Origin of the sequence: Lentibacillus songyuanensis (genome assembly GCF_039548255.1) — a bacterium.
GTDB classification, from domain to species: domain Bacteria; phylum Bacillota; class Bacilli; order Bacillales; family Amphibacillaceae; genus Lentibacillus_C; species Lentibacillus_C songyuanensis.
In genome coordinates this window covers 1-21,636 of record NZ_JBCLVH010000023.1, presented here as the reverse complement: position 1 = coordinate 21,636, position 21,636 = coordinate 1, and the positions used below count along the sequence as shown (strand labels likewise).

20 protein-coding genes are annotated in these 21,636 nt (G+C 40.6%); all 20 read right to left on the bottom strand.

Annotated features, from left to right (window positions below; genetic code table 11):
- Positions 1-358 precede the first annotated feature (358 nt).
- Entirely contained in the window at positions 359-619 is a 261-nt protein-coding gene (gene spoVS / locus WMZ97_RS17680) for a stage V sporulation protein SpoVS (RefSeq protein ID WP_028782854.1), read from the bottom strand.
- Positions 620-725: 106 nt separating this feature from the next.
- Entirely contained in the window at positions 726-1,523 is a 798-nt protein-coding gene (locus WMZ97_RS17675; RefSeq protein ID WP_343273419.1) for a TIGR00282 family metallophosphoesterase, read from the bottom strand.
- A gap of 116 nt (positions 1,524-1,639) precedes the next feature.
- Positions 1,640-3,199: a ribonuclease Y gene (rny, locus tag WMZ97_RS17670; RefSeq protein WP_343273418.1), complete on the bottom strand. Its 1,560-nt coding sequence runs from the start codon at positions 3,197-3,199 to the stop codon at positions 1,640-1,642.
- Between the two features lie 500 nt (positions 3,200-3,699).
- Positions 3,700-4,737 (bottom strand): recombinase RecA, encoded by a 1,038-nt coding sequence (recA, locus tag WMZ97_RS17665; RefSeq protein ID WP_343273417.1) that lies wholly within the window; start codon positions 4,735-4,737, stop codon positions 3,700-3,702.
- Positions 4,738-4,914: 177 nt separating this feature from the next.
- On the bottom strand, positions 4,915-6,165 hold the full coding sequence (locus WMZ97_RS17660) for a competence/damage-inducible protein A (RefSeq protein ID WP_343273416.1): 1,251 nt from the start codon (positions 6,163-6,165) through the stop codon (positions 4,915-4,917).
- Positions 6,162-6,740 carry a CDP-diacylglycerol--glycerol-3-phosphate 3-phosphatidyltransferase gene (gene pgsA, locus WMZ97_RS17655; RefSeq protein WP_343273415.1) on the bottom strand — a complete coding sequence of 193 codons (579 nt, stop codon included), beginning with the start codon at positions 6,738-6,740 and terminating at the stop codon, positions 6,162-6,164. Before pgsA ends, WMZ97_RS17660 begins: the two co-directional genes overlap by 4 nt.
- A 79-nt stretch (positions 6,741-6,819) precedes the next feature.
- A complete protein-coding gene (locus WMZ97_RS17650; RefSeq protein WP_343273414.1) occupies positions 6,820-7,719 on the bottom strand; it encodes a helix-turn-helix domain-containing protein in 900 nt (299 codons plus the stop codon).
- An 18-nt stretch (positions 7,720-7,737) separates the two neighbouring features.
- Complete coding sequence (locus tag WMZ97_RS17645) at positions 7,738-8,517, bottom strand: DUF3388 domain-containing protein (protein WP_343273413.1); 780 nt, start codon at positions 8,515-8,517, stop codon at positions 7,738-7,740.
- 498 nt (positions 8,518-9,015) lie between these two features.
- The gene (locus tag WMZ97_RS17640; RefSeq protein WP_343273412.1) at positions 9,016-9,276 is read right to left on the bottom strand and encodes a DUF3243 domain-containing protein; all 261 of its coding nucleotides are present in this window, start codon (positions 9,274-9,276) and stop codon (positions 9,016-9,018) included.
- Between the two features lie 88 nt (positions 9,277-9,364).
- On the bottom strand, positions 9,365-10,081 hold the full coding sequence (gene ymfI, locus WMZ97_RS17635; RefSeq protein WP_343273411.1) for an elongation factor P 5-aminopentanone reductase: 717 nt from the start codon (positions 10,079-10,081) through the stop codon (positions 9,365-9,367).
- A gap of 11 nt (positions 10,082-10,092) precedes the next feature.
- A complete protein-coding gene (gene yfmH, locus WMZ97_RS17630) occupies positions 10,093-11,376 on the bottom strand; it encodes an EF-P 5-aminopentanol modification-associated protein YfmH (protein ID WP_343273410.1) in 1,284 nt (427 codons plus the stop codon).
- Positions 11,369-12,664, bottom strand: a complete 1,296-nt coding sequence (gene yfmF / locus WMZ97_RS17625; protein ID WP_343273409.1) for an EF-P 5-aminopentanol modification-associated protein YfmF — start codon at positions 12,662-12,664, stop codon at positions 11,369-11,371. The genes yfmH and yfmF overlap by 8 nt, the downstream gene beginning before the upstream one ends.
- A 260-nt stretch (positions 12,665-12,924) precedes the next feature.
- The gene (locus tag WMZ97_RS17620; protein WP_343273464.1) at positions 12,925-15,228 is read right to left on the bottom strand and encodes an FtsK/SpoIIIE family DNA translocase; all 2,304 of its coding nucleotides are present in this window, start codon (positions 15,226-15,228) and stop codon (positions 12,925-12,927) included.
- Positions 15,229-15,351: 123 nt separating this feature from the next.
- A complete protein-coding gene (locus WMZ97_RS17615; RefSeq protein ID WP_343273408.1) occupies positions 15,352-15,555 on the bottom strand; it encodes a YlzJ-like family protein in 204 nt (67 codons plus the stop codon).
- Positions 15,555-16,289, bottom strand: coding sequence for a ClpP family protease (locus WMZ97_RS17610; RefSeq protein WP_343273407.1), 735 nt, complete (start codon positions 16,287-16,289; stop codon positions 15,555-15,557). The genes WMZ97_RS17615 and WMZ97_RS17610 overlap by 1 nt, the downstream gene beginning before the upstream one ends.
- Positions 16,290-16,427: 138 nt before the next feature.
- A complete protein-coding gene (gene dapA, locus WMZ97_RS17605) occupies positions 16,428-17,294 on the bottom strand; it encodes a 4-hydroxy-tetrahydrodipicolinate synthase (protein ID WP_343273406.1) in 867 nt (288 codons plus the stop codon).
- Between the two features lie 50 nt (positions 17,295-17,344).
- Positions 17,345-18,574 carry an aspartate kinase gene (gene dapG / locus WMZ97_RS17600; RefSeq protein WP_343273405.1) on the bottom strand — a complete coding sequence of 410 codons (1,230 nt, stop codon included), beginning with the start codon at positions 18,572-18,574 and terminating at the stop codon, positions 17,345-17,347.
- 29 nt (positions 18,575-18,603) lie between these two features.
- Positions 18,604-19,656, bottom strand: coding sequence for an aspartate-semialdehyde dehydrogenase (asd, locus tag WMZ97_RS17595; protein WP_343273404.1), 1,053 nt, complete (start codon positions 19,654-19,656; stop codon positions 18,604-18,606).
- A 73-nt stretch (positions 19,657-19,729) separates the two neighbouring features.
- Positions 19,730-20,320 (bottom strand): dipicolinate synthase subunit B, encoded by a 591-nt coding sequence (gene dpaB / locus WMZ97_RS17590; protein WP_343273403.1) that lies wholly within the window; start codon positions 20,318-20,320, stop codon positions 19,730-19,732.
- Complete coding sequence (gene dpaA / locus WMZ97_RS17585; RefSeq protein ID WP_343273402.1) at positions 20,320-21,204, bottom strand: dipicolinic acid synthetase subunit A; 885 nt, start codon at positions 21,202-21,204, stop codon at positions 20,320-20,322. The genes dpaB and dpaA overlap by 1 nt, the downstream gene beginning before the upstream one ends.
- Positions 21,205-21,636 lie beyond the last annotated feature (432 nt).

Here is a 21,636-nt window from a genome sequence, read left to right as displayed (position 1 = left end):
ACGAAACTCCTTTCTTTATTTAAACAAAAGCCTTAAAACATAGTTGTACATTATTACAGTATAATACCTTAATACAAATTTAACAATATACAGAGGAAACGGCAATTAAAATCTTCTTTATAAAGAATTAAGTTGCTTGTCGACTGCACTTTTCTGATCTAGTTACACGTGGGTTAGAGACTACTGGTATAAGCAATAGACACTCCAAACGCCAAAGTGCGGGCGTTTTGCGGTCTCTTGTCTATGCCCTACGTCGCTGAACGGCCCCGCTGCACTTTTCTGCATAAAAATAGTGTTACGCAGTTTTCACGTAACACTTTGATCATGCTATTATATCATAATGGATAAGACCGAGGTATTATCTAGGCTCGACAATTAACTTAATTGCTGTACGTTCTTCATTATCAATCATAATATCGGTAAAGGCTGGAATACAGATCAGATCAACTCCACTAGGGGCAACAAACCCTCTGGCTATTGCTACCGCTTTCACAGCTTGATTCAGTGCTCCTGCACCGATCGCCTGGATTTCTGCTGAGCCACGTTCACGTAAAACGTTCGCGAGTGCACCTGCTACTGAATTTGGACTTGATTTAGCTGAAACTTTTAATATTTCCATTACTAGTACCTCCTTCATTTACTAATTTAGTTCTATTGTAACTATATTCGTGGAGATGATCGCTTATAACCTTAATTATGCATGAAGAATTCAAATAATTCAAATATCAGCTAAAGAATGGATGATCATCATTAACCATAATTCGTTCAATATGAGATGCTGCCCCCGTTTTTTCGTTAATCGTCACAACGATACCATTTATCTGTGTTCTACCCTTTTTATCCACTTCAAAACGTACTGGCAGACTAGTTAGAAATTTTTTCAGGACGGCTTCCCTGTCGGTGCCTAAAATTGCGTCATATGGACCTGTCATGCCTGCATCGGTAATGTATGCCGTCCCCTGTGGCAGAATTCGCTCATCCGCTGTTTGGGTGTGGGTATGGGTTCCAACAATCGCGCTTACACGGCCGTCCACATACCAGCCCATTGCCTGTTTCTCACTTGTTGCTTCCGCATGGAAATCCAGGAAAATGATATTTGTCCGTTGTTTGGCTTCAGCGATTAATTGATCCACCTTTCGAAACGGGTCGTCCAATGCCGGAAGAAAAGTCCGCCCTTGCATATTAATCACGGCAACCTCGATGCCATTTAAGTGATAATAGACGATGCCCTTTCCAGGTGTTCCATCCGGAAAATTTGCCGGCCGAATCATATATTTCGCATCATCAATAAATTCAAAAATCTCCTTTTTGTCCCAGGTGTGATTTCCCATGGTTACCACTTGGGCACCCCATTCCAAAAATTGCTTATAAATTTTTTCAGTAATTCCTTTTCCAGATGCAGCATTTTCACCATTCACAATAATCATTTGCGGGCGGTATTTTTCTTTTAGTTTCGGCAGGTATTCCTGTACCATATCGCGTCCTGGTGAACCAACAACGTCGCCAATAAATAATATTTTCATTTTCCCGTATCATCCTATCTTATATGGTGATTTAAGTGTTTCATAATGAAGATGGATTTGTCAAAGTTAAAAGCAGCTTATAAATAAACAAAAGCGGTCAAAATGACCGCTTTTGTTTATTTAGCGTATTCCACTGCCCTCGTCTCGCGGATTACCGTCACTTTTATATGCCCCGGATAATCGAGTTCTCCCTCGATCCGCTTACGAATCTCACGGGCTATCTTCACCGATTCAATATCGTCAATTTCATCCGGCTTTACCATAATACGAATCTCTCTTCCTGCCTGAATCGCAAATGATTTTTCTACGCCGGCGAAGGACTCGGAAATTTCCTCCAATTTTTCTAAACGTTTAATATAATTTTCAAGTGTCTCGCTCCGTGCACCAGGTCTTGCAGCAGATAGTGCGTCCGCTGCCGCTACCAGTACAGCGATGATTGATGTCGGTTCTTCATCCCCATGATGGGAAGCAATGGAGTTAATGACTACTTCATGTTCTTTATACTTTATTGCAAGCTCTTTACCAATTTCAACGTGACTTCCTTCTACTTCATGATCAATTGCTTTACCGATATCATGAAGTAATCCAGCTCGTCTTGCTAATGTTTCGTCTTCACCTAATTCAGCAGCAAGCAATCCAGTTAAATATGCTACCTCTGTCGAATGCTTTAACACATTTTGACCATAACTTGTCCGGTATTTTAGACGACCAAGTATTTTAACCAAATCCGGATGCAGACCATGCACCCCAACTTCAAATGTTGTTTCCTCACCAACTTCTCGTATATATTCATCAACCTCACGTCTGGCTTTATCCACCATTTCTTCAATTCTTGCCGGGTGGATTCTGCCATCCTGCACGAGTTTTTCCAATGCCATACGAGCGGTTTCTCTTCGAATCGGATCGAATCCTGATAAAATAACTGCTTCAGGTGTATCATCAATGATTAAATCAATTCCTGTTAATGTTTCTAACGTTCGTATATTTCGACCTTCACGTCCGATAATACGACCTTTCATTTCATCATTTGGAAGATTTACAACAGATACGGTTGTTTCAGCAACGTGGTCTGCAGCACAACGTTGTAACGCAAGAGAAAGAATGCTTTTTGCTTTCTTATCAGCTTCTTCTTTCGCACGGTTTTCTGCTTCTTTAATCATCAACGCTGCATCATGTGAAACATCTTGTTCAATCCGCTCTAAAATAACCTGTCTTGCCTGGTCAGTGGTGTAACCTGAAATGCGTTCAAGCTCCGTTTGCTGCTCTTGTATCATAGCTTCCACTTTGCTTTCCATTTCTTCAATTTGTTGTTGTTTGTCTGTAAGCGAATGTTCCTTTTTCTCTAACAAGAGCTCCCGCTTGTCCAGTGTTTCACTTTTTCTGTCCAGATTTTCTTCTTTTTGGGTCAGACGATTTTCTTGTTTTTGTATTTCGTTTCTTCGTTCTCTTAACTCATCCTCTGTCTGCTGGCGAAGCTTATGATTTTCATCTTTCGCCTCAAGAAGCGCCTCTTTCTTAGTGGCATCTGCATTCCTGTGTGCTTCATCAACTATTTGCTTTGCTAACGTTTCTGCACTGGAAATTTTAGCTTCTGCAATAGATTTACGAACCCAATAACCAACAATACCAAAGATTAGGGCAAGCAAAATGGAGATGATAATGTAAGTGATATCCATGAATTTCACCTCCCATTGCTATAAAGTTGTACTATTCATTATTGTCGGCATGTACCATGTTCAATAAATAAATAACAAAAATTGTATAATAAAAAAAATAAAATTATACATACTAATTTTATATGTCACGATCGCCTGTGTCAAGGAAACGTCACAATTAAACGAAACTTATTCGGAAAAAACAGGAATTAGCTTTATTTATTTTGATAAAGTGAAACTTCATTCAGTGGGGGTTTCTCTTTCTCCCCCATTGAGACAGGAGAACAAAGGCTAAGATCGCAACGTCTGAGTTGCAACGCCTTTGTGACCTGCATCGTGCAGGCTGAGAACAGAATCGGACCTTTGTCATGCAGTTGACCCCCACTTATCTTTTTTGGTTTCGCCTCAAAATCTTGAAGTGGGGGTCTTAATGCCCGTTAAGACGGGATAAATAAATAAAGCCTTTGCCATTTGAATGGGCAAAAGCTTCATTTAAATTGCAGATAATGACAACGGAATAATTAAACGTCCAATGTTCCTTGTTCAACATCGGTTGATTCTTCTTCCTCTGTCTCATCAAGATTATAGTGTTCTCTAATTGCCTCATGGACCTCCGTCATAATACCTTCATTTTCTCGTAAAAATTGTTTGGCATTTTCGCGTCCTTGTCCAAGACGTTCTCCATTGTATGAATACCATGCACCACTTTTTTGGACAATATCCAAGTCGGATCCAATATCAATAATTTCCCCTTCTTTGGAAATACCTTCCCCATACATGATATCGACTTCCGCTTGTTTAAATGGGGGTGCAACTTTGTTTTTTACAACTTTGATTCTAGCTTTATTTCCTACCATTTCATTTCCTTGCTTTAACGTTTCAGCACGACGGACTTCTAATCTTACAGACGAATAAAATTTTAATGCCCGTCCTCCAGGAGTAGTTTCTGGATTACCAAACATAACGCCTACCTTTTCCCTTATTTGGTTGATAAAGATAGCTGTCGTTTTTGACTTATTAATTGCACCAGAAAGCTTTCTCAGTGCTTGCGACATCAACCGTGCTTGCAAGCCAACATGGGAATCGCCCATTTCACCTTCAATTTCCGCTTTTGGTACCAATGCAGCAACAGAATCTATTACAAGTATATCTACCGCACCACTTCTTACTAGAGCCTCCGCAATTTCCAAGGCCTGTTCACCTGTATCTGGCTGAGATAATAAGAGTTCGTCAATATCAACACCTAAAGCACGTGCGTAAGTCGGATCGAGTGCATGTTCGGCGTCGATAAACGCTGCTTGCCCGCCTTTTTTTTGCGCTTCTGCAATTGCATGCAGTGCTACCGTCGTCTTACCAGAGGACTCCGGACCATATATTTCGACAACTCGTCCGCGTGGGTAACCTCCGATCCCCAATGCTACGTCCAATGCAAGGGAACCACTTGGTATCGTTTCAATCTTCTGTATTGGCTCTTCACCAAGTTTCATAATCGAGCCTTTTCCAAATTGCTTTTCAATTTGTCGTAACGCCATATCTAAAGCTTGTTTTCTATCACTCAACGGGATGTGCCTCCTTTTAATTAACTATATCTATCATAACGTGTTTTTCGGTTTTTGCCAACAAAAAAATCGAATAAATGTTCTTGTTTTTTATCCGACTTTTTTGCTTAACTATTAGATTTTACTGTACCTATTTGATTTAAAAATACAATTTTAGCGCTATAACGTATGTTTATTTTACGATTTTAGATAATGAAAAAGAAGTTCATAACCTTTGATAACTGCTCTTTTTCTTACTGCTTGGCGATTTCCAGGAAAGGTAAATTTCTCTACCTGCTGATGCCCATCGCGATTGACAATCGCAATATAGACAGTGCCAGCCTTTTGCCCTTCAATCGTATCCGGACCAGCAACTCCGGTAAAACTAATGCCAACCGTTGCATCCATTTGGTTGCTGATATTTGTGGCCATTTCTAAGGCACATTCCTCACTGACTGTTCCCTTCTTCTCGATAGTTGCAGTGGAAACGTGTAAAATGTTTTCTTTTACTTTCGTATCATAGCAAACAATACCACCAGCAAAAACAGCGGAAGCACCTTCTATCGCTACAAGACGATCAGAAAATCTGCCACCAGTCAAGCTTTCAGCCGCTGCAATTGTCCATCCTTTTTCCTTAAACCGTTGAAACACACTTCCTTCTAATGTAACGTCATCCACACCGTAGCAATAATCGCCGACTTGTTGCAATATCTGCTCTTTGGTTCCCTTGATGAGCTGTGTTGCCGATTCCGCTGTCTCTGCTTTTGCCGTAATTCGAATCGAAACACCAGGATCCTGGGCTAACGGTGCAATGGTTGGATTTGTCTGTGCTTCGATAAATGGTTTTAATTCATGCTCTAGCCTTGATTCGCCAATACCGATAAAGCGCAGCATAATGGATTGGATAACCGTACGTCCTCCCGTCTGTTTTAAAATAGCCGGAAGCACGTAATCCGTTATCATTGGCTTCATTTCTCTTGGAACGCCTGGTGTGAAAACCCACATTTTCCCTTCATGACTTACCATCATGCCGGGAGCCATCCCAACATGGTTCGGAATCACTTCCGCACCGGCAAAAACACGGGCTTGTTTCGTGTTATTCGGTGTCATGCTGCTATGCTGCTTCTCAAAAAAAGCAGTAATCTTATCCATCGATGGTTTATGTTCAATCATTTCCATGTTCGTCATCGTCTGAAAGGCTTCTCTTGTTAAATCATCGTCTGTTGGTCCTAAACCACCCGTAACAATAATGACATCTGAACGTTTTTGCGCCTGAACAAATTGTGACCGAACACGATCTAAATTATCACCAACAACTGAATGATGGTAAATATCTATTCCAGCACGTGCTAATGCTTGAGAAATCCATTGAGCATTGGTATTAGCAATCTGTCCAAGTAATAATTCCGTTCCAACTGCAATAATTTCTGATTTTATCTGTTTTGTCATTTTGAATCCCTCATTACATTCCAATTTTTGGCAAAGTAATCATATCCGGAAAGAATCGTAAAGAACAACGCAACATATAACATTACTATATCAAATGGAAAGGTAATATACGCAAACGGAAAGTTATGTAAAAGAAGTAACGTGATAGCTACAAGTTGGGTGACCGTTTTTAACTTACCTAGTTTACTTGCAGCCAGCACAATTCCCTCACCAGCTGCTACCAGCCGTAAGCCTGTGACCGCAAACTCCCTGCTAATAATAATGATAACCACCCATGCGGGGGCCAGATCCATTTCCACCAATAAAATGAGGGCTGCAGAGACCAATAACTTATCTGCCAGTGGATCAAGAAATTTTCCTAAATTCGTAACGAGGTTATGTTTTCTAGCGTAGTTTCCGTCGATCCAATCCGTTGTCGATGCGACAATAAATAATAATGCAGCAACAAAATCCACAACCGGTAAAATGGTTTCCCCCATTTGCCATTCCCCCCATTCAAACCCGACACTAAGGAGAATGATAAAAATCGGGATCAAACAAATTCGTGAAAGAGTAATTCTATTAGGTATATTCATGTTTTCGCCTCCAATGTATTATAAGCACCGGTGATAAAGACCCTTCCACATTGACGAAAGGGAAGGGTCTTTATAGACATCATTCGGAATCCTGGGCCAAATCAATCCATAATTTTTGGTGCACATATTGTTGCGGATCGACCGGGTATTCCAATTCAACACCGTTGATTTTAACCTTCAAGTCAGGAGCATTTCCAATGTTTAGGTAGATGCGATCATCGTCTGTAACATCAAATTCCTGCGGTGAATTATCCGCTGAGATTTCTTGTTCAAAGTAAGAATTTCCGTCATTATTTTGTACACCTAAATAGGATGTTCCACTTGATTCAAACGAAATCTTTATTTCTTCTCCCGCATTTTCCAGTTTCAACGTTGATTCCGGGCTTGCCCCAGTCCCTTCTTCAACCACCGTCAACTTTGGTTCATTTGTTTCGTCTTCTACCTTATCTTTGTCTGCTTCCTCTTCGTCAGTTTTTGTCTCGTCTTTACCTTCGTCATCCGCTTTATTCTTATCCTGGTCATCATCGGCATTATAAATGATTTCATTGTCATCCGTCTTATCAACAGGATCGCTGCTGGTAGAGAATGATTCTTTAATAAAATACCAAGCGACAAACACAATACCAATTACTAATATGATGACAATAATTGTAGGTAAAAAGGATAAAAAGGCTGGACTCTTCGCTGTAGAATTTTCTCTCCTTGAGCGCTGAATCCGCGTATACTGTGCTGTACTATCTTCCTCTGTTTGCGGTACTTCCTCTTTAAATTCATCCAAAAGTTCATTTGGATCCAGACCAACAGCTGTGGCATATTCTTTAATAAATGCCCGGGCATAAAATTTTCCAGGCAGAATATCAAAATTCTCTTCTTCAATGGCAAGTAAATATCGCTTTTGGATTTTCGTTGTTTCTTGTACCGTATCCAACGATAAATCCTTTTGGATCCTTGCCTCTCTTAGTCTTTTGCCTATTTCCATTCACAAACACCATCCATTTTAAAAATCAAACATCGACAAGCTATTTTCCTGATTTAGTTGCGGTTCGTAAGTGATTTTTTCTTCTGTATTGCTGCGCAGTTCGATAATATAATCGAAATCATTAAGCTCATATTCGGTCGATTGAACAAAAATATCTGGGTGCTCTACAACCTTGATTGCAGGAAGCTGCATAATTTCCCTGATAAGCTGCCAGTGTTTTTCATTAGCCCTACGTGTTGATACAACGCCATCAATGATATACAGATTATCACTGTTATACTCACCTTGAATTAAGTTGTTGCGAATGGTTTGTTTAAGTAATGTACTTGATACAAATAGCCAGCGTTTGTTCGCGCAAACACTTGCGGCAACAATTGATTCGGTTTTTCCAACACGGGGCATTCCGCGTATCCCGATTAACTTATGTCCTTCTTTTTTATATAATTCAGCCATAAAGTCAACTAACAATCCTAACTCGCTTCGTACAAATCGAAATGTTTTTCGATCATCAACATCGCTGTGAATATATCTGCCATGTCTTACCGCTAATTTATCCCGTAACTTAGGTTTCCTCAATTTCGTTAATTTTATGGTATCCATTGTTTGTAAAATGGATTTCAATCGTGTTATTTGTTCATCTTTTTTAGAAAGAAGCAGCATTCCCCGTCGTGAATTTTCCACCCCATTAATGGATATGATATTGATGGATAACATTCCTAATAATGAAGATATATCTCCTAATAATCCAGGGCGGTTGTCTTGAATTTCATATTCGAAGTACCATTCTGTTTTTTCCATAGTCCGCTCCTTTAAAGGGTGTTCAATTTACAGATCGCATTCTATTCTATAATAAATGATTTTTGCCTTTATGAAAAGAAGATTGTACAATATAAATCCAGATTTCTAGAAAAATATGCTAAAGTACAAAGGCGGAAGCGACCGGTTAGCGGCGTATATGCTACGTCCTGCCAAGCAGGGTAGGTCGGTGTTGCTGCGCAAAACAGCGATCTTAACCGAACATTCCCCGTAGGAGATAAAGGACTAAAACAGGGGTATGCCGACGTTGGCCGCGAAGGCCGTTCTTAGTCGGCATTCCATCGTCATTGAACCAATGTTGACTTATCGTACGGAGGCGGGAGTTGCATACTAGCCGCTGGGCGCTGGAGCCGGACGGGGCTAACCCTAAGAAAAGCAGAATAGAGTCAATTCTTTACACTTTATTCCATTAGATGATAATACAGTATCCAAAAAAAGAAGCTGACGGCCACTTCCTTCAGCTTCTTTAATCACTATACTTTAATGTGTATTTCCTTGGTTTTGTACCAGTTTCACCATTGAACTGGCTATCGCTTGCTGTTCATCTTTAGAAGCGGCATTCCATAACTCATGCAAGACTGCTTCCTCATCATTTTTTACTTCCACCTTTTTGGCGAGATAATCGCCTACTTCATACGCCATATTTGAAATAGTTTTCTGACTCATACCTTCTTCTTGTGCTTGCTCTAAACGATTTGCCAAAAAATCTTTCCACGTATCAAAGTTATCCAGAACTGACATCGTGTTTAGCCTCCTTCAATTTTTTCATATTTAGTATTTAACGATGTTCGTTGACTATACATGAAAAAAAGAGACTATTCATGAATGGTTACCATGCACCATTTACTTCAATAATTTCTCCCTGAATATACGTGGATTTATCATCCAGCAGAAATCCAACCACATGTGCAACCTCTTCCGGTTTACCCGCCCGATTCATAGGGATTTGGTCAATAATGGATGTTTTTTCCTCATTTGTTAAATGATCGTTCATCTTTGTATCAATAAAACCTGGACTAACCGCATTTACAGATACCCCGCTCATCGCAACTTCCTTGGCAAGTGCCTTCACAAAGCTATTTTGGGCTCCTTTGACTGACGAATACATGACTTCATGACTAGCACCTACGCGCCCCCAAATAGAGGTGATAAAGATAATAGAACCCGATTGTCTGGTAAGCATCTGGGGCAGGACCTGTTTGCTTATCAGCCACGGTGCTTTTACATGCAATTGCAGCATTTGATCCATCTCGGCAGATTCCGCTTGTTGAAATAATCCGTAATAAGCAGTGCCACTAGCAAAGACAATCGCATCAATCGGAAACACCAAGCAGTTCAACAAGGTTTGCAGCCCGCTCGCCGTTGTTAGATCAGCCTGTATTTCTAGCAGCAATTGTTCCGTTTCCATGTTACGACGCAATTGATGGATCGCTTGTTCGTTCTGGTGATAATGGAGCATAAGCTGATAGCCATCTTTCGCAAGTGATAGTGCAATGGCACTGCCTATTTCACCACTTGCACCAATGATTAATACATTCTTCCCCATAAGTAATCTCCCTATTCGGCTACAATTTTACAAACGGTTAACCGATCCTTGTGAATCCAATCCTGAATAAATTGATTGACGTCATCCAACGTAAACGATTGAATGGTTGGAATAAGCGTGAATAAATCGGCGCCTACCGTATGGTAATGAATAAATTTATTGGCAATGTATTCAAGTGAATTCATCCCACGTAACAGCTGACCGATTTTTTTCTTTTTCATTCGTGTAAAATCTTCTTCAAGCAAACCCGTTTCATTGGTGCTTATTAACATCTGTTTAACCATTTCCGCAAACCGGTCAGGGTCATGCGTATTACTGCCAATTAACGAATAACCAAAGTTCTTCTCCAAATTGGTCTCATAAAAAAAGCTGGAATCGATCATTTTCTCCTCATATAATTTCTGATAAAACGGACCACCTATCGAAAAGAAATGATCCAATATCATTCCTTGCAGCAAATCCCTTTTTAAAAATTCTTCACCTCGTAACTCGACAGCCGATTCTTTAATTCCAACCGTACATTTCGGAATCGAGACAGGCATCACAATGGTATTTTCCGCCATCGCTACTTCAGGTGGTTCCGTTGGATAATGACGTTTAATAGCATCCATTTTCTTAAAGTTCTTCTTGGCTTGATTGTTTTTAATTAACTGCATCATTTGCTCAGGGTTAAAATTACCGGCAATAAATAACGTCATGTTCTCCGGATGATAAAAGGTATTGTAGCATGTATACAAATCATCCTTCGTGATCTCACTAATCGACTCCACAGTCCCGGCAATGTCAATTTTTACAGCATGCTTTTGAAACATCCCTTTTATCGCACCCATAAAAGATTGCCAGTCCGGCTGATCATCATACATCCGAATCTCCTGACCGATAATCCCTTTCTCTTTCTCCACCGACTGTTTCGAAAAATATGGATCCTGTACAAAATCGATCAGTGTTTCTACGTTTTCTTCCACATTTGCTGTGGAAGAAAATAAATATGCTGTTTTTGTAAAAGACGTATAGGCGTTAGCTGAGGCGCCCTGCTTGCCGAAATCTGCGAAGACGTCACGGTCTTTCTTTTCAAACATTTTATGTTCCAAAAAGTGTGCCACCCCTTCTGGAACCGTTACTTCCTTATCTTGCTGAATCGGGACAAAAGTTTGATCGATCGATCCATAGTCCGTTGAAAAAATAGCATACGTTTTGGCCATTTCCGTTTTTGGCAATAACAATACGGTTAACCCGTTAGCAAGTGTCTCGGAATACAATGTTTCCTTGATATCTTGATAGGTTTTTCTATTCATCGAAATCCCCCCCATTTGTGGTTAGTAAGTAAACGGTATCCAATTCCATTTTTTGGGCCGTCTTAATAACCTCTTCTTTCGTAACCTGTTTAATGCCTTCAATTAATTGATCTGGTGTTAAGTTTCGATTACCCACTACTTGCTGGTAGAGTAATTCAATGATTCCTTGCTGATTATCCATCGTTTCCAATAATTGGTTGACGATTAATCCTTTGGTTTCTTCCATTTGCTTATTATCAAATTCACCTTTTTTCATAGCCTCCATCTGCTGTTCGATGATTTCCCGTGCCTGTTCATAATCTTTTGGCGCAATACCGCTGAATACGAACAATAGACCCTTATGACTTTCAATCCGGGATGAAGCATAATATGCTAAACTCCGCTTTTCCCGAACATTGATAAATAACTTGGAATTAGGAAATCCACCAAAAATCCCGTTAAACACCTGAAGCGCAAAATAATCTTCATCGTGATAGGTAATATTCGTACGATAGCCAAGATGTAATTTAGCTTGCTGCACGTTCTGCTGCTCGATGACTGTGTTTACTTGATCCAGTTGTTTCATTTTATCTGCTGAACCACTAACAATGTCGAGTTGACGCTTATCCTCCTGCTTCATCCTTGTAACCAATTTTTCCTTTATTTGATCACTATCCACGTCCCCCGACACATAGATGTCGAGCTGATCGTTCGTTAGCATATGCTGATAGTAACGATACAAATTTTCTGGAGTAATACTGGCAAGATCTTCTTCATATCCATGAACATGCAGCCGATATACTTCATCCGGACACATTTCATCAATAAGTCTTGTATTGGCATAGCTCATTTTATCGTCAACCAGTGCATGGATTTTTTGTTGCAGGGTTTCTTTTTCCCGATCAACAATTGGTTGAGAAAAAGACCCACCTGTTGCATTGGGATTAAAGATAACATCATGCAATAAATCAAGTGCTCCTTCCATAACCCCCGCTTCATCTGCGATAAATTTATCGTTAGCTACTTCCAGCCGTACAGTAATAATATGATGGTTTCCTTTCTTCATACTGTCAATGGACAAAACCGCTCCATATAACTGATCAAGTTGCTCCTGCAGCTTCCCCCTGGTTGGATATGCTTTCGTTCCTTGCTTTAATACATATCCAAGCAATGCACGTTTTGTAACAGTTGCCTTATCTAACGGGGCTTTAAATTTTGCTGCAAATGCAATTGTTTTATATTTTTGATTGGGGATGACATGTATTTGCAAACCGTGTTCCTGAAAAACACTTTCTTTCAACTCATTCATTGGTTACCCTCCTATTTATGTAGCGTGTCCCAATTCTTTATACTGTCTCAAATACAGGATATGCTATTCTGCTACTTATTATAGGCTATTTTTGCCAAAAAACAAAAAAACCAACCTGTAGAGGTTAGCTAATTTTGAAGAAAAACGATATTCTTATGTGCTGTTCTTTAACGGTGTCATTTATTCTGTCATTAGAATGAGCAAATGATAGGCAATATTACTATTTTGTATATATTGCCTGCCGATGTTACTAATTGCTGCTAGGATGATTTTTCTTCTGGGTTTTGCGAAACAAGAACAGTTCTAGGCTTGCTACCTTCATATGGACCAACAATTCCACGATCTTCCATGGCATCAATTAACCTCGCTGCCCGTGTGTAGCCGATTCGAAACCGGCGCTGCAACATCGATACACTGGCGCTTTGCATTTCCGTAATCAGTTGTACCGCATCTTCATACAAATCATCATCTACCTCGGATGTCACTTCTGGGTTGTCTTCTGGAATCATTTCCTCCTGATACGAAGCTTTTTGTTGCTCAACACAATGGTCTACCACACGCTCGACTTCCTCATCGGAAAGAAATGCCCCTTGTACCCTGGTTGGTTTGGACGCCCCAACAGGCGTATACAGCATGTCACCACGGCCAAGTAGTTTTTCTGCGCCACCTGAATCGAGAATTGTCCGGGAATCGGTTGCCGAAGAAACACTAAACGCAATTCTGGAAGGAATATTTGCTTTGATCACGCCAGTTATGACATCAACAGACGGCCGCTGTGTAGCAATAATCAAATGAATTCCCGCAGCTCGGGCCATTTGCGCAAGCCGTGTAATCGAATCTTCTACATCACTTGAAGCTACCATCATTAAATCAGCTAATTCATCAACTAAGACAACGATGTATGGCAGGCTGGGCTGTTGCTCTTCCTCATCGGTTGTTTGATTATATTTATGGATAAAGTCGTTATACCCTTCAATATTTCTGGTGCCTGTATCCGAGAACAGATCATAACGCCGCTCCATCTCAGCGACAACCTTCTTCAAGGCCTGGGATGCTTTTTTCGGATCGGTCACAACCGGTGCCAACAAGTGCGGGATGCCATTATAAACGTTTAATTCCACCTTTTTCGGGTCAATCATCATCATTTTTACTTCATGTGGTTTTGCCCGCATTAAAATCGTTGTAATGATGCCATTCACACAAACACTTTTCCCGCTTCCGGTTGCACCAGCGATTAATAGGTGGGGCATCTTATTTAACTCACCAACGACCGCATCGCCTGATATATCCCTGCCTAAGGCAAACAGTAGTTTACTAGCCTGTTTCCCGGTCGTATCCAGCACTTCCCTTAGTGATACCATGGCTACTTCCTGATTAGGTACCTCAATTCCAACAGCAGATTTACCAGGAATCGGCGCCTCAATCCGGATATCCTTGGCCGCTAATGCCAGCGCTAAATCATCATGAAGCCCAACAATTTTACTCACCTTAACCCCTGCCTCAGGAGAAATCTCATATTTCGTAACAGCTGGCCCGACATTCACCTTTGTCACACGTGCCTTCACGCCAAAGCTTTGAAATGTACGCTCCAATTTCCGTACCGTTGCTTGGATTTGTGATTTCTCGTGCTGCTGTGAATTATGTGCTGGCTCTGCTAATAATTCAGATGACGGCAGAATATATTCATAATTTTCCACTTCCGTCATTGGCATTGCGGAAAGATTAATATCATCAACTGCAGATGAATCAGGCACTGTAGCTTGTCCGGATGATTGTTTCGATGGATTATCGCCTTCCTCTGTTGCTCTTACTGTATCAAATACATACTGAACATCAGTAAAATCCTGAATGACAGGCACGTCATTCTGCTGATTCTCTTTCGAATCATCAAGTTCCATATCGTCCAGAAGCTGTTTTTCATTCTTCGCAGCTTGTTTTTGTTCCTGACGCTGTTTCCATCTATCTTTCAACTGTTTCCAACGGGAAGCTATTCGTTTGCTGACCTTGGCAAAAAAATCACCCAGGGAAAAATCGGTTAAGAAGATGATTCCCACCAATATGGAGAATATGGCCACGATCTTAGCTCCGGTCGCTGAAAATAAGAAGTAACAAACAGCTAATAAGATAGCTCCAACCATTCCGCCACCTGTCTGTGCAGTTGTTCCTCCGCCATTAATATAGAGAAAGAAATTGTCCCACGTTGCTTTCAAAATAGACGTATCGCCAACAAGTAATAACATCCGTTCAAATGTTTGAATATGCGTGAACAATAATCCACCAGCCAGGATGATATAAAACCCAATCATTTTCTTATGGGTAAAATCGGGATAACGACGTTTCACCAACAAAAAAACACCAATAACTAATAGAACAATAGAAATGATAAAATACCAGATTCCAAAAAGGAACCGAAAAATATTCTCCAGAAAGCCAGGAATTGCACCGTCACTAATAGAACCCGCGCCACTTCCAAATATCGCCAAAAAGATAAACAACAATCCTAGTAATTCATATTTTACTTGTTTTTTTAATTGCTTCTTCCGTTTCTTTCGTTTCTTTGCCACTTTTTTCACCTCTATTTTGCCAAATAGATGAATGAGAAACCCCTGCCATGATGTGACAAGGGTTAGCCGTAACAAACATCTTTCACCAACATTATAGCATAGATTAGTGAAAGATATTACCAATTATCGTAAAATCGTGCCTGGTGTATATGAGCCGTCTAAAAAGTCTTGGGGGTCACTGGAAATCAATTGAAGTAACTGATAGGATCCGTCATCCAACTGCTCTACATAAAGCTGTTTTCCACGATAGGAAACACATTGCCGTTTAGAATATTCCTTCTCGGAACATGGAAAAATATCGGTTGCAGATAATGGTGTATATAACATTATTGAATCACCTGCTCGTCTTCATTCCTATTTTCGTTAATTAATTCGTTTAATTTACCCATGGCCTCTTTTACACCACCAACTTCATCAATTAACCCGTATTTCACTGCATCTGTTCCCACTACATTTGTACCAATATCGCGTGTCAGGTTTCCTTTTGCAAACATCAGCTCTTTAAACTTTTCTTCCTTAATATTGGAATGACTCACCACAAAATTTATCACACGTTCCTGCATTTTATCCAAATACTCAAAAGTTTGTGGAACGCCGATTACCATACCGGTTAACCGGATTGGATGGATCGTCATAGTCGCCGTTGGAACAATAAACGAGTAGGTGGTTGCCACAGAAATCGGGACCCCAATCGAATGTCCACCACCGAGTACAACGGAAACAGTTGGTTTCGAAAGTGAGCCAATCATTTCTGATAAAGCCAGTCCTGCTTCCACATCTCCCCCAACAGTATTCAACAGGATAACCAGTCCTTCAATTTTGGGATTTTGTTCAATCGCAATCAACTGTGGCAGTATATGTTCATATTTAGTTGTCTTATTTTGCGGAGGCAGTTGTACATGCCCTTCCACCTGTCCAATGATAGATAACACATGAATATTGGAATCCGGTGCTTGTGGCACATTTGATTGTCCAAGCTGCTGAATTTTTTCAACGAGCTCCGAACTATTTTTTTGATCTTCCTGTGGCTGTTGTTCATTATTTGAATCGTCTTGCTTCATTGCATAACACTCCTTTCCTCAACTACAACTACCTGTAGTATGAACGAAAGAGAAACGTTCCATGCAATAAGAAAAGTTAAGTGAGTCACCCGACACGGAAAAGGACCATAAGAAAAGGTAAGCCGGTCCGTAGCCGATTTACCTTTCCATCCGTTCGTTTAATTGTTGTTGTTCTGCATCTGACAGAGGCACAAGCGGTAACCGTACCGAACCTGTATCGACACCTTTCATATGCAATGCCGCCTTTACTGGAGAAGGAGATGGCGCCATAAATAATGCCTTCATAACTGGTAAAATCTGACGATGGATGGCTGCCGCTTTCTTTACTTCTCCATTGTGGAATGCATGCACCATTTCGTTTAACTCCTTGCCAACGACGTGAGAAGCTACCGAAATTACTCCTATAGCTCCGATAGATAACATTGGCAGTGTTATACTGTCCTCACCAGAATAAACGGAAAAATTGTCATCTGTTCGTTCAACGATTTCCGCGATTTGATCCAAATCACCACTTGCAGCCTTTACCGATACAATATTATCGATCTCACTGAGCTTAATAATCGTTTCCGCACTAATCGTAACAACAGAACGACCTGGAATGTCATAAAGGATAACTGGTAGGGATGTAACACCCGCAATTGTTTTAAAATGTTCATACATCCCTAATTGATTTGGTTTATTGTAGTATGGGGCAACAAGCATAATTCCATCCACACCACAATTTTGTGCCTTTTTTGTTAAAGCGATGGATGCTGCAGTATTATTGCTTCCCGTTCCAGCTATAACTGGCACACGTTTATCAACAACGTTTACAACATGAGCAAATAAATTGATTTTCTCATCTTCGGTTAAAGTGGGGGATTCCCCTGTTGTTCCCGCTACAACTAAACCATCTGTCCCATTATTCAACAAATGCTCCACTAAATCAGTCGTTTTTTCATAATCAATGTTCCCCTTCGAATCAAAAGGAGTTACCATCGCAGTCAAAACACTACCAAAGTTCATGAAACTTACTCCCTTTCTTTATGCCTTCGTTCCTGCTGTAAAGTAAATCATCAAACGTGCTCCCTTATCCCACTCAATTCAAATGCATCATGTAATGCATTGACAGCGGTAGATAAATCTTTTTCATGAATCAGCACCCAGATGGTCGTATGACTGTCAGCCGACTGTAAAATTTGCACATTTTGATTAGTTAGCGCCTGCACAATTTTGGACGCAACACCAGGAACACCTGTCATGCCTGCTCCAACAGCCGACACTTTCGCACATTTCTCTGTAATTTCCGGCTGGAATCCAAGTGTTTCCAGCACATTTACTGCCTTTGTTGTAAACGGCTCCGGCACCGTGTATAACACACCATTCGGTGAAATATTGATAAAGTCAACGGAAATGCCGGATTCAGCCATTGCTTTAAAAACCTCGGAATGAAGGCGAATTGCTTCTTCTTTTGTTTGTACCCGAATTTGTGTAATTTTATCCATATGCGCAATTCCGGTAATCAGTCGATCGGGAATATCACTGCCTAATTCTTGAATCCTCGACGCCGTTACTAAAGTACCAAGACCGGTGGCATAGGTGGACCTGACACGCATCGGGATCTTCGCTTGCATGGCAATTTCCACTGCTCGCGGATGCACCACTTTCGCACCTTGATAGGCTAAGTTGCATATCTCTGTGTACGTGACAATATCCAGCGGACGTGCGCCTTTTACAACTCGCGGATCTGCTGTCATAATTCCATTAACATCGGTAAAGATTTGAATCTCATCTGCATGGAGTGCGGCTCCTAAGGCTGCCGCACTCGTATCACTTCCACCTCTGCCGATCGTCGTTATCTCCCCGGTTTGTGTTTGACCTTGAAATCCGGCTACTACAATTACATCATGCTGCTCCAATTCCTGTAACACACGTGTCGGATTTACCTTTTTTATCTTAGCCTGGGTAAAATCATCACTCGTAATAAATCCCGCCTGTGCACCTGTTAACGCGGTTGCAGAAATATGATGTTTTTGTAATTCATTGGAAAGTACAACCGAAGCTATCGTTTCACCACATGACATCAATAAATCCAGCTCACGTGTGGAATTATGGTTTGCTGGAAATCCAACCAGATCCAACAAAGTGTCTGTCGCATATGGATCCGGCTTCCTTCCTAATGCAGATACAACAACAACTAGTTTATAATCGTTTCTTAATGCTTCTTTAATATGTCGAATAACATGATTTCTATTTTCTTTTGTTTGAACAGATGTGCCGCCAAACTTTTGAATTAATACCTGCAATTATTACACCTCTTACATAAATTCATTGGTCATTCCCCAATTAAGTTAAGTTCGATCATACGCTTTGCAATTTGTACCGTATTCCACGCAGCACCTTTCAGTAAATTGTCGGAAACAACCCATAAATGAAACCCGTTTGGTGTGTCTAAATCTTTCCTGACTCGACCGACAAATACATCTTCCTTACCAGAAGCACTTAATGGCGTTGGGTAGGTTTGTGTGCTCGGATCGTCTTGGAGAACAACACCATCTGCTTGATTGAATAGCTTCCATAGATCAGCTACTTCTACTCCATCCTGTTCGACTTCTACATATACACTTTCCGCATGGGAGGTAAAAAACGGCAAACGTACACAGGTTGCTGCTACGGATAAATTTTCTGCATGCATAATTTTTTTCGTTTCGTTGATCATTTTCATTTCTTCAAACGTATAACCGTTCTCCTGAAAGACGTCAATTTGTGGCAATGCATTAAATGCGATTGGATAATGATTTGGTTCACCCTTTACAGGCAGAATATCGGCGGTCATTTCCTGATTTTCGACATGTTGTCTGGTCTGATTCTCCAGTTCATCACATGCTTTGGTACCGGAACCAGAAACAGCCTGATACGTGGACACAATCACACGGCGAAGACCAAAAGCCTGCTGGATTGGCTTCAAAGCAGCTACCATTTGGATGGTCGAACAGTTTGGATTCGCAATAATTCCTTGGTGTGAACGCAAATCTTCTTCATTCACCTCCGGAACAACAAGCGGAACATCTTTCGCCATGCGATAGGCACTTGTATTGTCTATTACGACTGCACCTCGTTTAACAGCCTCTGGTGCAAGTTTTTTCGAAACAGAGCCTCCAGCAGAAAATAACGCAATATCAATTTCCTCAAAGCTATCTGGGGTCGCCTCTTCCACGGTCATTTCTTGATTTTGAAATACTACCTTTTTGCCTGCTGATCTAGACGATGATAACAGCTTTAATTGATCGACCGGGAACTTCTTCTCTTCAAGTATTTTGACAATTTTTTGTCCTACTGCTCCTGTTGCACCTACCACTGCTACATTATAAACTGTTTTCTTAGCCATTAAAAGTTCTCCCTTCGTTTCTCTAAAGCTTTTATCATTAATTTTCTATGATTTTTATTTATTTTAACACACTTTACTGCTCATAAGGTATTATTACCGGTTGAATTTGCTGATAATCCAATGCTTTTTCTACAGTGTCTGACAAATAATCCATATTTGCTACAAGGGAATTGGGTTTTTTGTAAGGATCATCCTGGCCATATGGAATAAAGTAAACAAATTTACTGGCCATTAATCGCATTAGATTTACCCCGTTCAATCCAAGTGCATCATTAGTAGAAATACCTAATACAACTGGTGATTGATTCCTCATGGTTGCTTTTGCAGCCATCAAAACTGGAGAATCGGTTAACCCATTCGCTAGTTTGCTAAGTGAGTTGCCCGTTAATGGAGCAATAACCATACAATCTAATGGTGCTGCCGGCCCTAGCGGTTCTGCCTCAGGCATCGTTGTAATTACCTGTTTACCAGTTATCGATTCAATTTTGTCGATATGATCTGCTGCTTTCCCAAATTTGGTGTCGGTTGTTCTTACAGTATATGTCACAATCGGAACAACGTCCGCCTTTTGCTGCATCAATCGTTCCAATTGCGGGAAAACTTTATCGTACGTACAATGTGAAGCCGTTATTCCAAAGCCAATACGTTTACCTTCTAAAGACATTATACTTGCTCCTTTCTTTCTTGCAAAAATTGTTTTACAACATCCGCGAGTATTTTTCCTGATGTCTTTGGCGCAACAATACCTGGCAAACTTCGGGCCAGTATTGCTTTAATGCCGCGTTTTTCGGCGTAATCAAAATCGGTTCCACCAGGTTTTGAGGCTAAATCATAGATGAGTGCATGAGAAGGTAATTGTTGAATGGAGTCCTGTTTAATAACGAATGCTGGTATGGTATTGATTAATAAGTCACAGTCTGCTGTATGTTTTGGCAGATCATCTAATGGAATAGCTGTCAGACCCATTTCGGTGATTCGAGCCAAGTCTCTGATACTGCGAGCACAGACCGATACCTTAGCACCTAATGCGGAGAATTTATTTGCTACCGTATTACCGACCCTGCCAAATCCAACAACGATTACACGCGATGAATGGATAGTATAATCTGTATGTTCAATGGCCATCATAATTGTTCCTTCAGCAGTAGGGATGGAATTATAAATAGCGACATCGTCTCGATCAAATAAGGCGATTAGCTCTAGATTCAGTTCTGTTGTCATCGCTGTCAAATACGCATTGGTAATACCGGTAAAAACAAGAGTGGATGGGCGTAAACGTTTAAACCAATCCCGAGATAATTTTATGTCCTGATCCGAAAAGACGGTCTCAATTTCGCCCTTCTGATTTGTACCCGTAATTGGCAAAATCACGGCATCCAATGTCTCAGGTTCTAATTCGTTAAAATCGGCCTGCTTTAAGCCGGTAAAACCTTGTTCCAGTTTGTCAAAACCAACTAAAAAAATAGTTGTATCCGGTAATTGCTGTAATTGGCGTATCAGTTCGAGATATCGGCCATCACCACCCAATACGGCTATGAATTGATCCATGTAAGAATACACCCCTCATCATGTAATTACACGCTAATTTAGCGTTTCCTTTTATAGCTTATGTGGGTAACGTATCTTAGTGATTACCGTTTGGATAAAATAAAAAAAAACAAGATATAACGAAAACTTTCTGTACTATAGATGAACGATAACACTATTAAAATTTAATAAGTCACTTTTTAGGGGGATTTTAATACGTAGTTGATATAAAATGCGACGTAGTGAATATTGATTTCCGACTAGATGTGCTGATGCCGCCGTTCGGGTGAGGGGAGGGCGGAGTATTCTGACGGAGCGAATGTAAGCACCAATCTTCCATTAGAACGGGAGAAGTGCCCTCAAAGAAATTATCATGTGTCGCAGCATTCCTGTAGAACGTTAAATTTGGGGTTTGAAAATATTAGGGCCCCTCGATAAGATTATGGTAGACCA

Coding starts and splice junctions, on each gene's coding strand:
- spoVS (WP_028782854.1), bottom strand. CDS start 619: ATGGAAATATTAAAAGTTTCAGCTAAATCAAGTCCAAATTCAGTAGCA.
- WMZ97_RS17675 (WP_343273419.1), bottom strand. CDS start 1,523: ATGAAAATATTATTTATTGGCGACGTTGTTGGTTCACCAGGACGCGAT.
- rny (WP_343273418.1), bottom strand. CDS start 3,199: ATGGATATCACTTACATTATCATCTCCATTTTGCTTGCCCTAATCTTT.
- WMZ97_RS17660 (WP_343273416.1), bottom strand. CDS start 6,165: ATGACAAAACAGATAAAATCAGAAATTATTGCAGTTGGAACGGAATTA.
- pgsA (WP_343273415.1), bottom strand. CDS start 6,740: ATGAATATACCTAATAGAATTACTCTTTCACGAATTTGTTTGATCCCG.
- WMZ97_RS17650 (WP_343273414.1), bottom strand. CDS start 7,719: ATGGAAATAGGCAAAAGACTAAGAGAGGCAAGGATCCAAAAGGATTTA.
- WMZ97_RS17645 (WP_343273413.1), bottom strand. CDS start 8,517: ATGGAAAAAACAGAATGGTACTTCGAATATGAAATTCAAGACAACCGC.
- WMZ97_RS17640 (WP_343273412.1), bottom strand. CDS start 9,276: ATGTCAGTTCTGGATAACTTTGATACGTGGAAAGATTTTTTGGCAAAT.
- ymfI (WP_343273411.1), bottom strand. CDS start 10,081: ATGGGGAAGAATGTATTAATCATTGGTGCAAGTGGTGAAATAGGCAGT.
- yfmH (WP_343273410.1), bottom strand. CDS start 11,376: ATGAATAGAAAAACCTATCAAGATATCAAGGAAACATTGTATTCCGAG.
- yfmF (WP_343273409.1), bottom strand. CDS start 12,664: ATGAATGAGTTGAAAGAAAGTGTTTTTCAGGAACACGGTTTGCAAATA.
- WMZ97_RS17615 (WP_343273408.1), bottom strand. CDS start 15,555: ATGTTATATACACCATTATCTGCAACCGATATTTTTCCATGTTCCGAG.
- WMZ97_RS17610 (WP_343273407.1), bottom strand. CDS start 16,289: ATGAAGCAAGACGATTCAAATAATGAACAACAGCCACAGGAAGATCAA.
- dapA (WP_343273406.1), bottom strand. CDS start 17,294: ATGAACTTTGGTAGTGTTTTGACTGCGATGGTAACTCCTTTTGATTCG.
- asd (WP_343273404.1), bottom strand. CDS start 19,656: ATGGCTAAGAAAACAGTTTATAATGTAGCAGTGGTAGGTGCAACAGGA.
- dpaB (WP_343273403.1), bottom strand. CDS start 20,320: ATGTCTTTAGAAGGTAAACGTATTGGCTTTGGAATAACGGCTTCACAT.
- dpaA (WP_343273402.1), bottom strand. CDS start 21,204: ATGGATCAATTCATAGCCGTATTGGGTGGTGATGGCCGATATCTCGAA.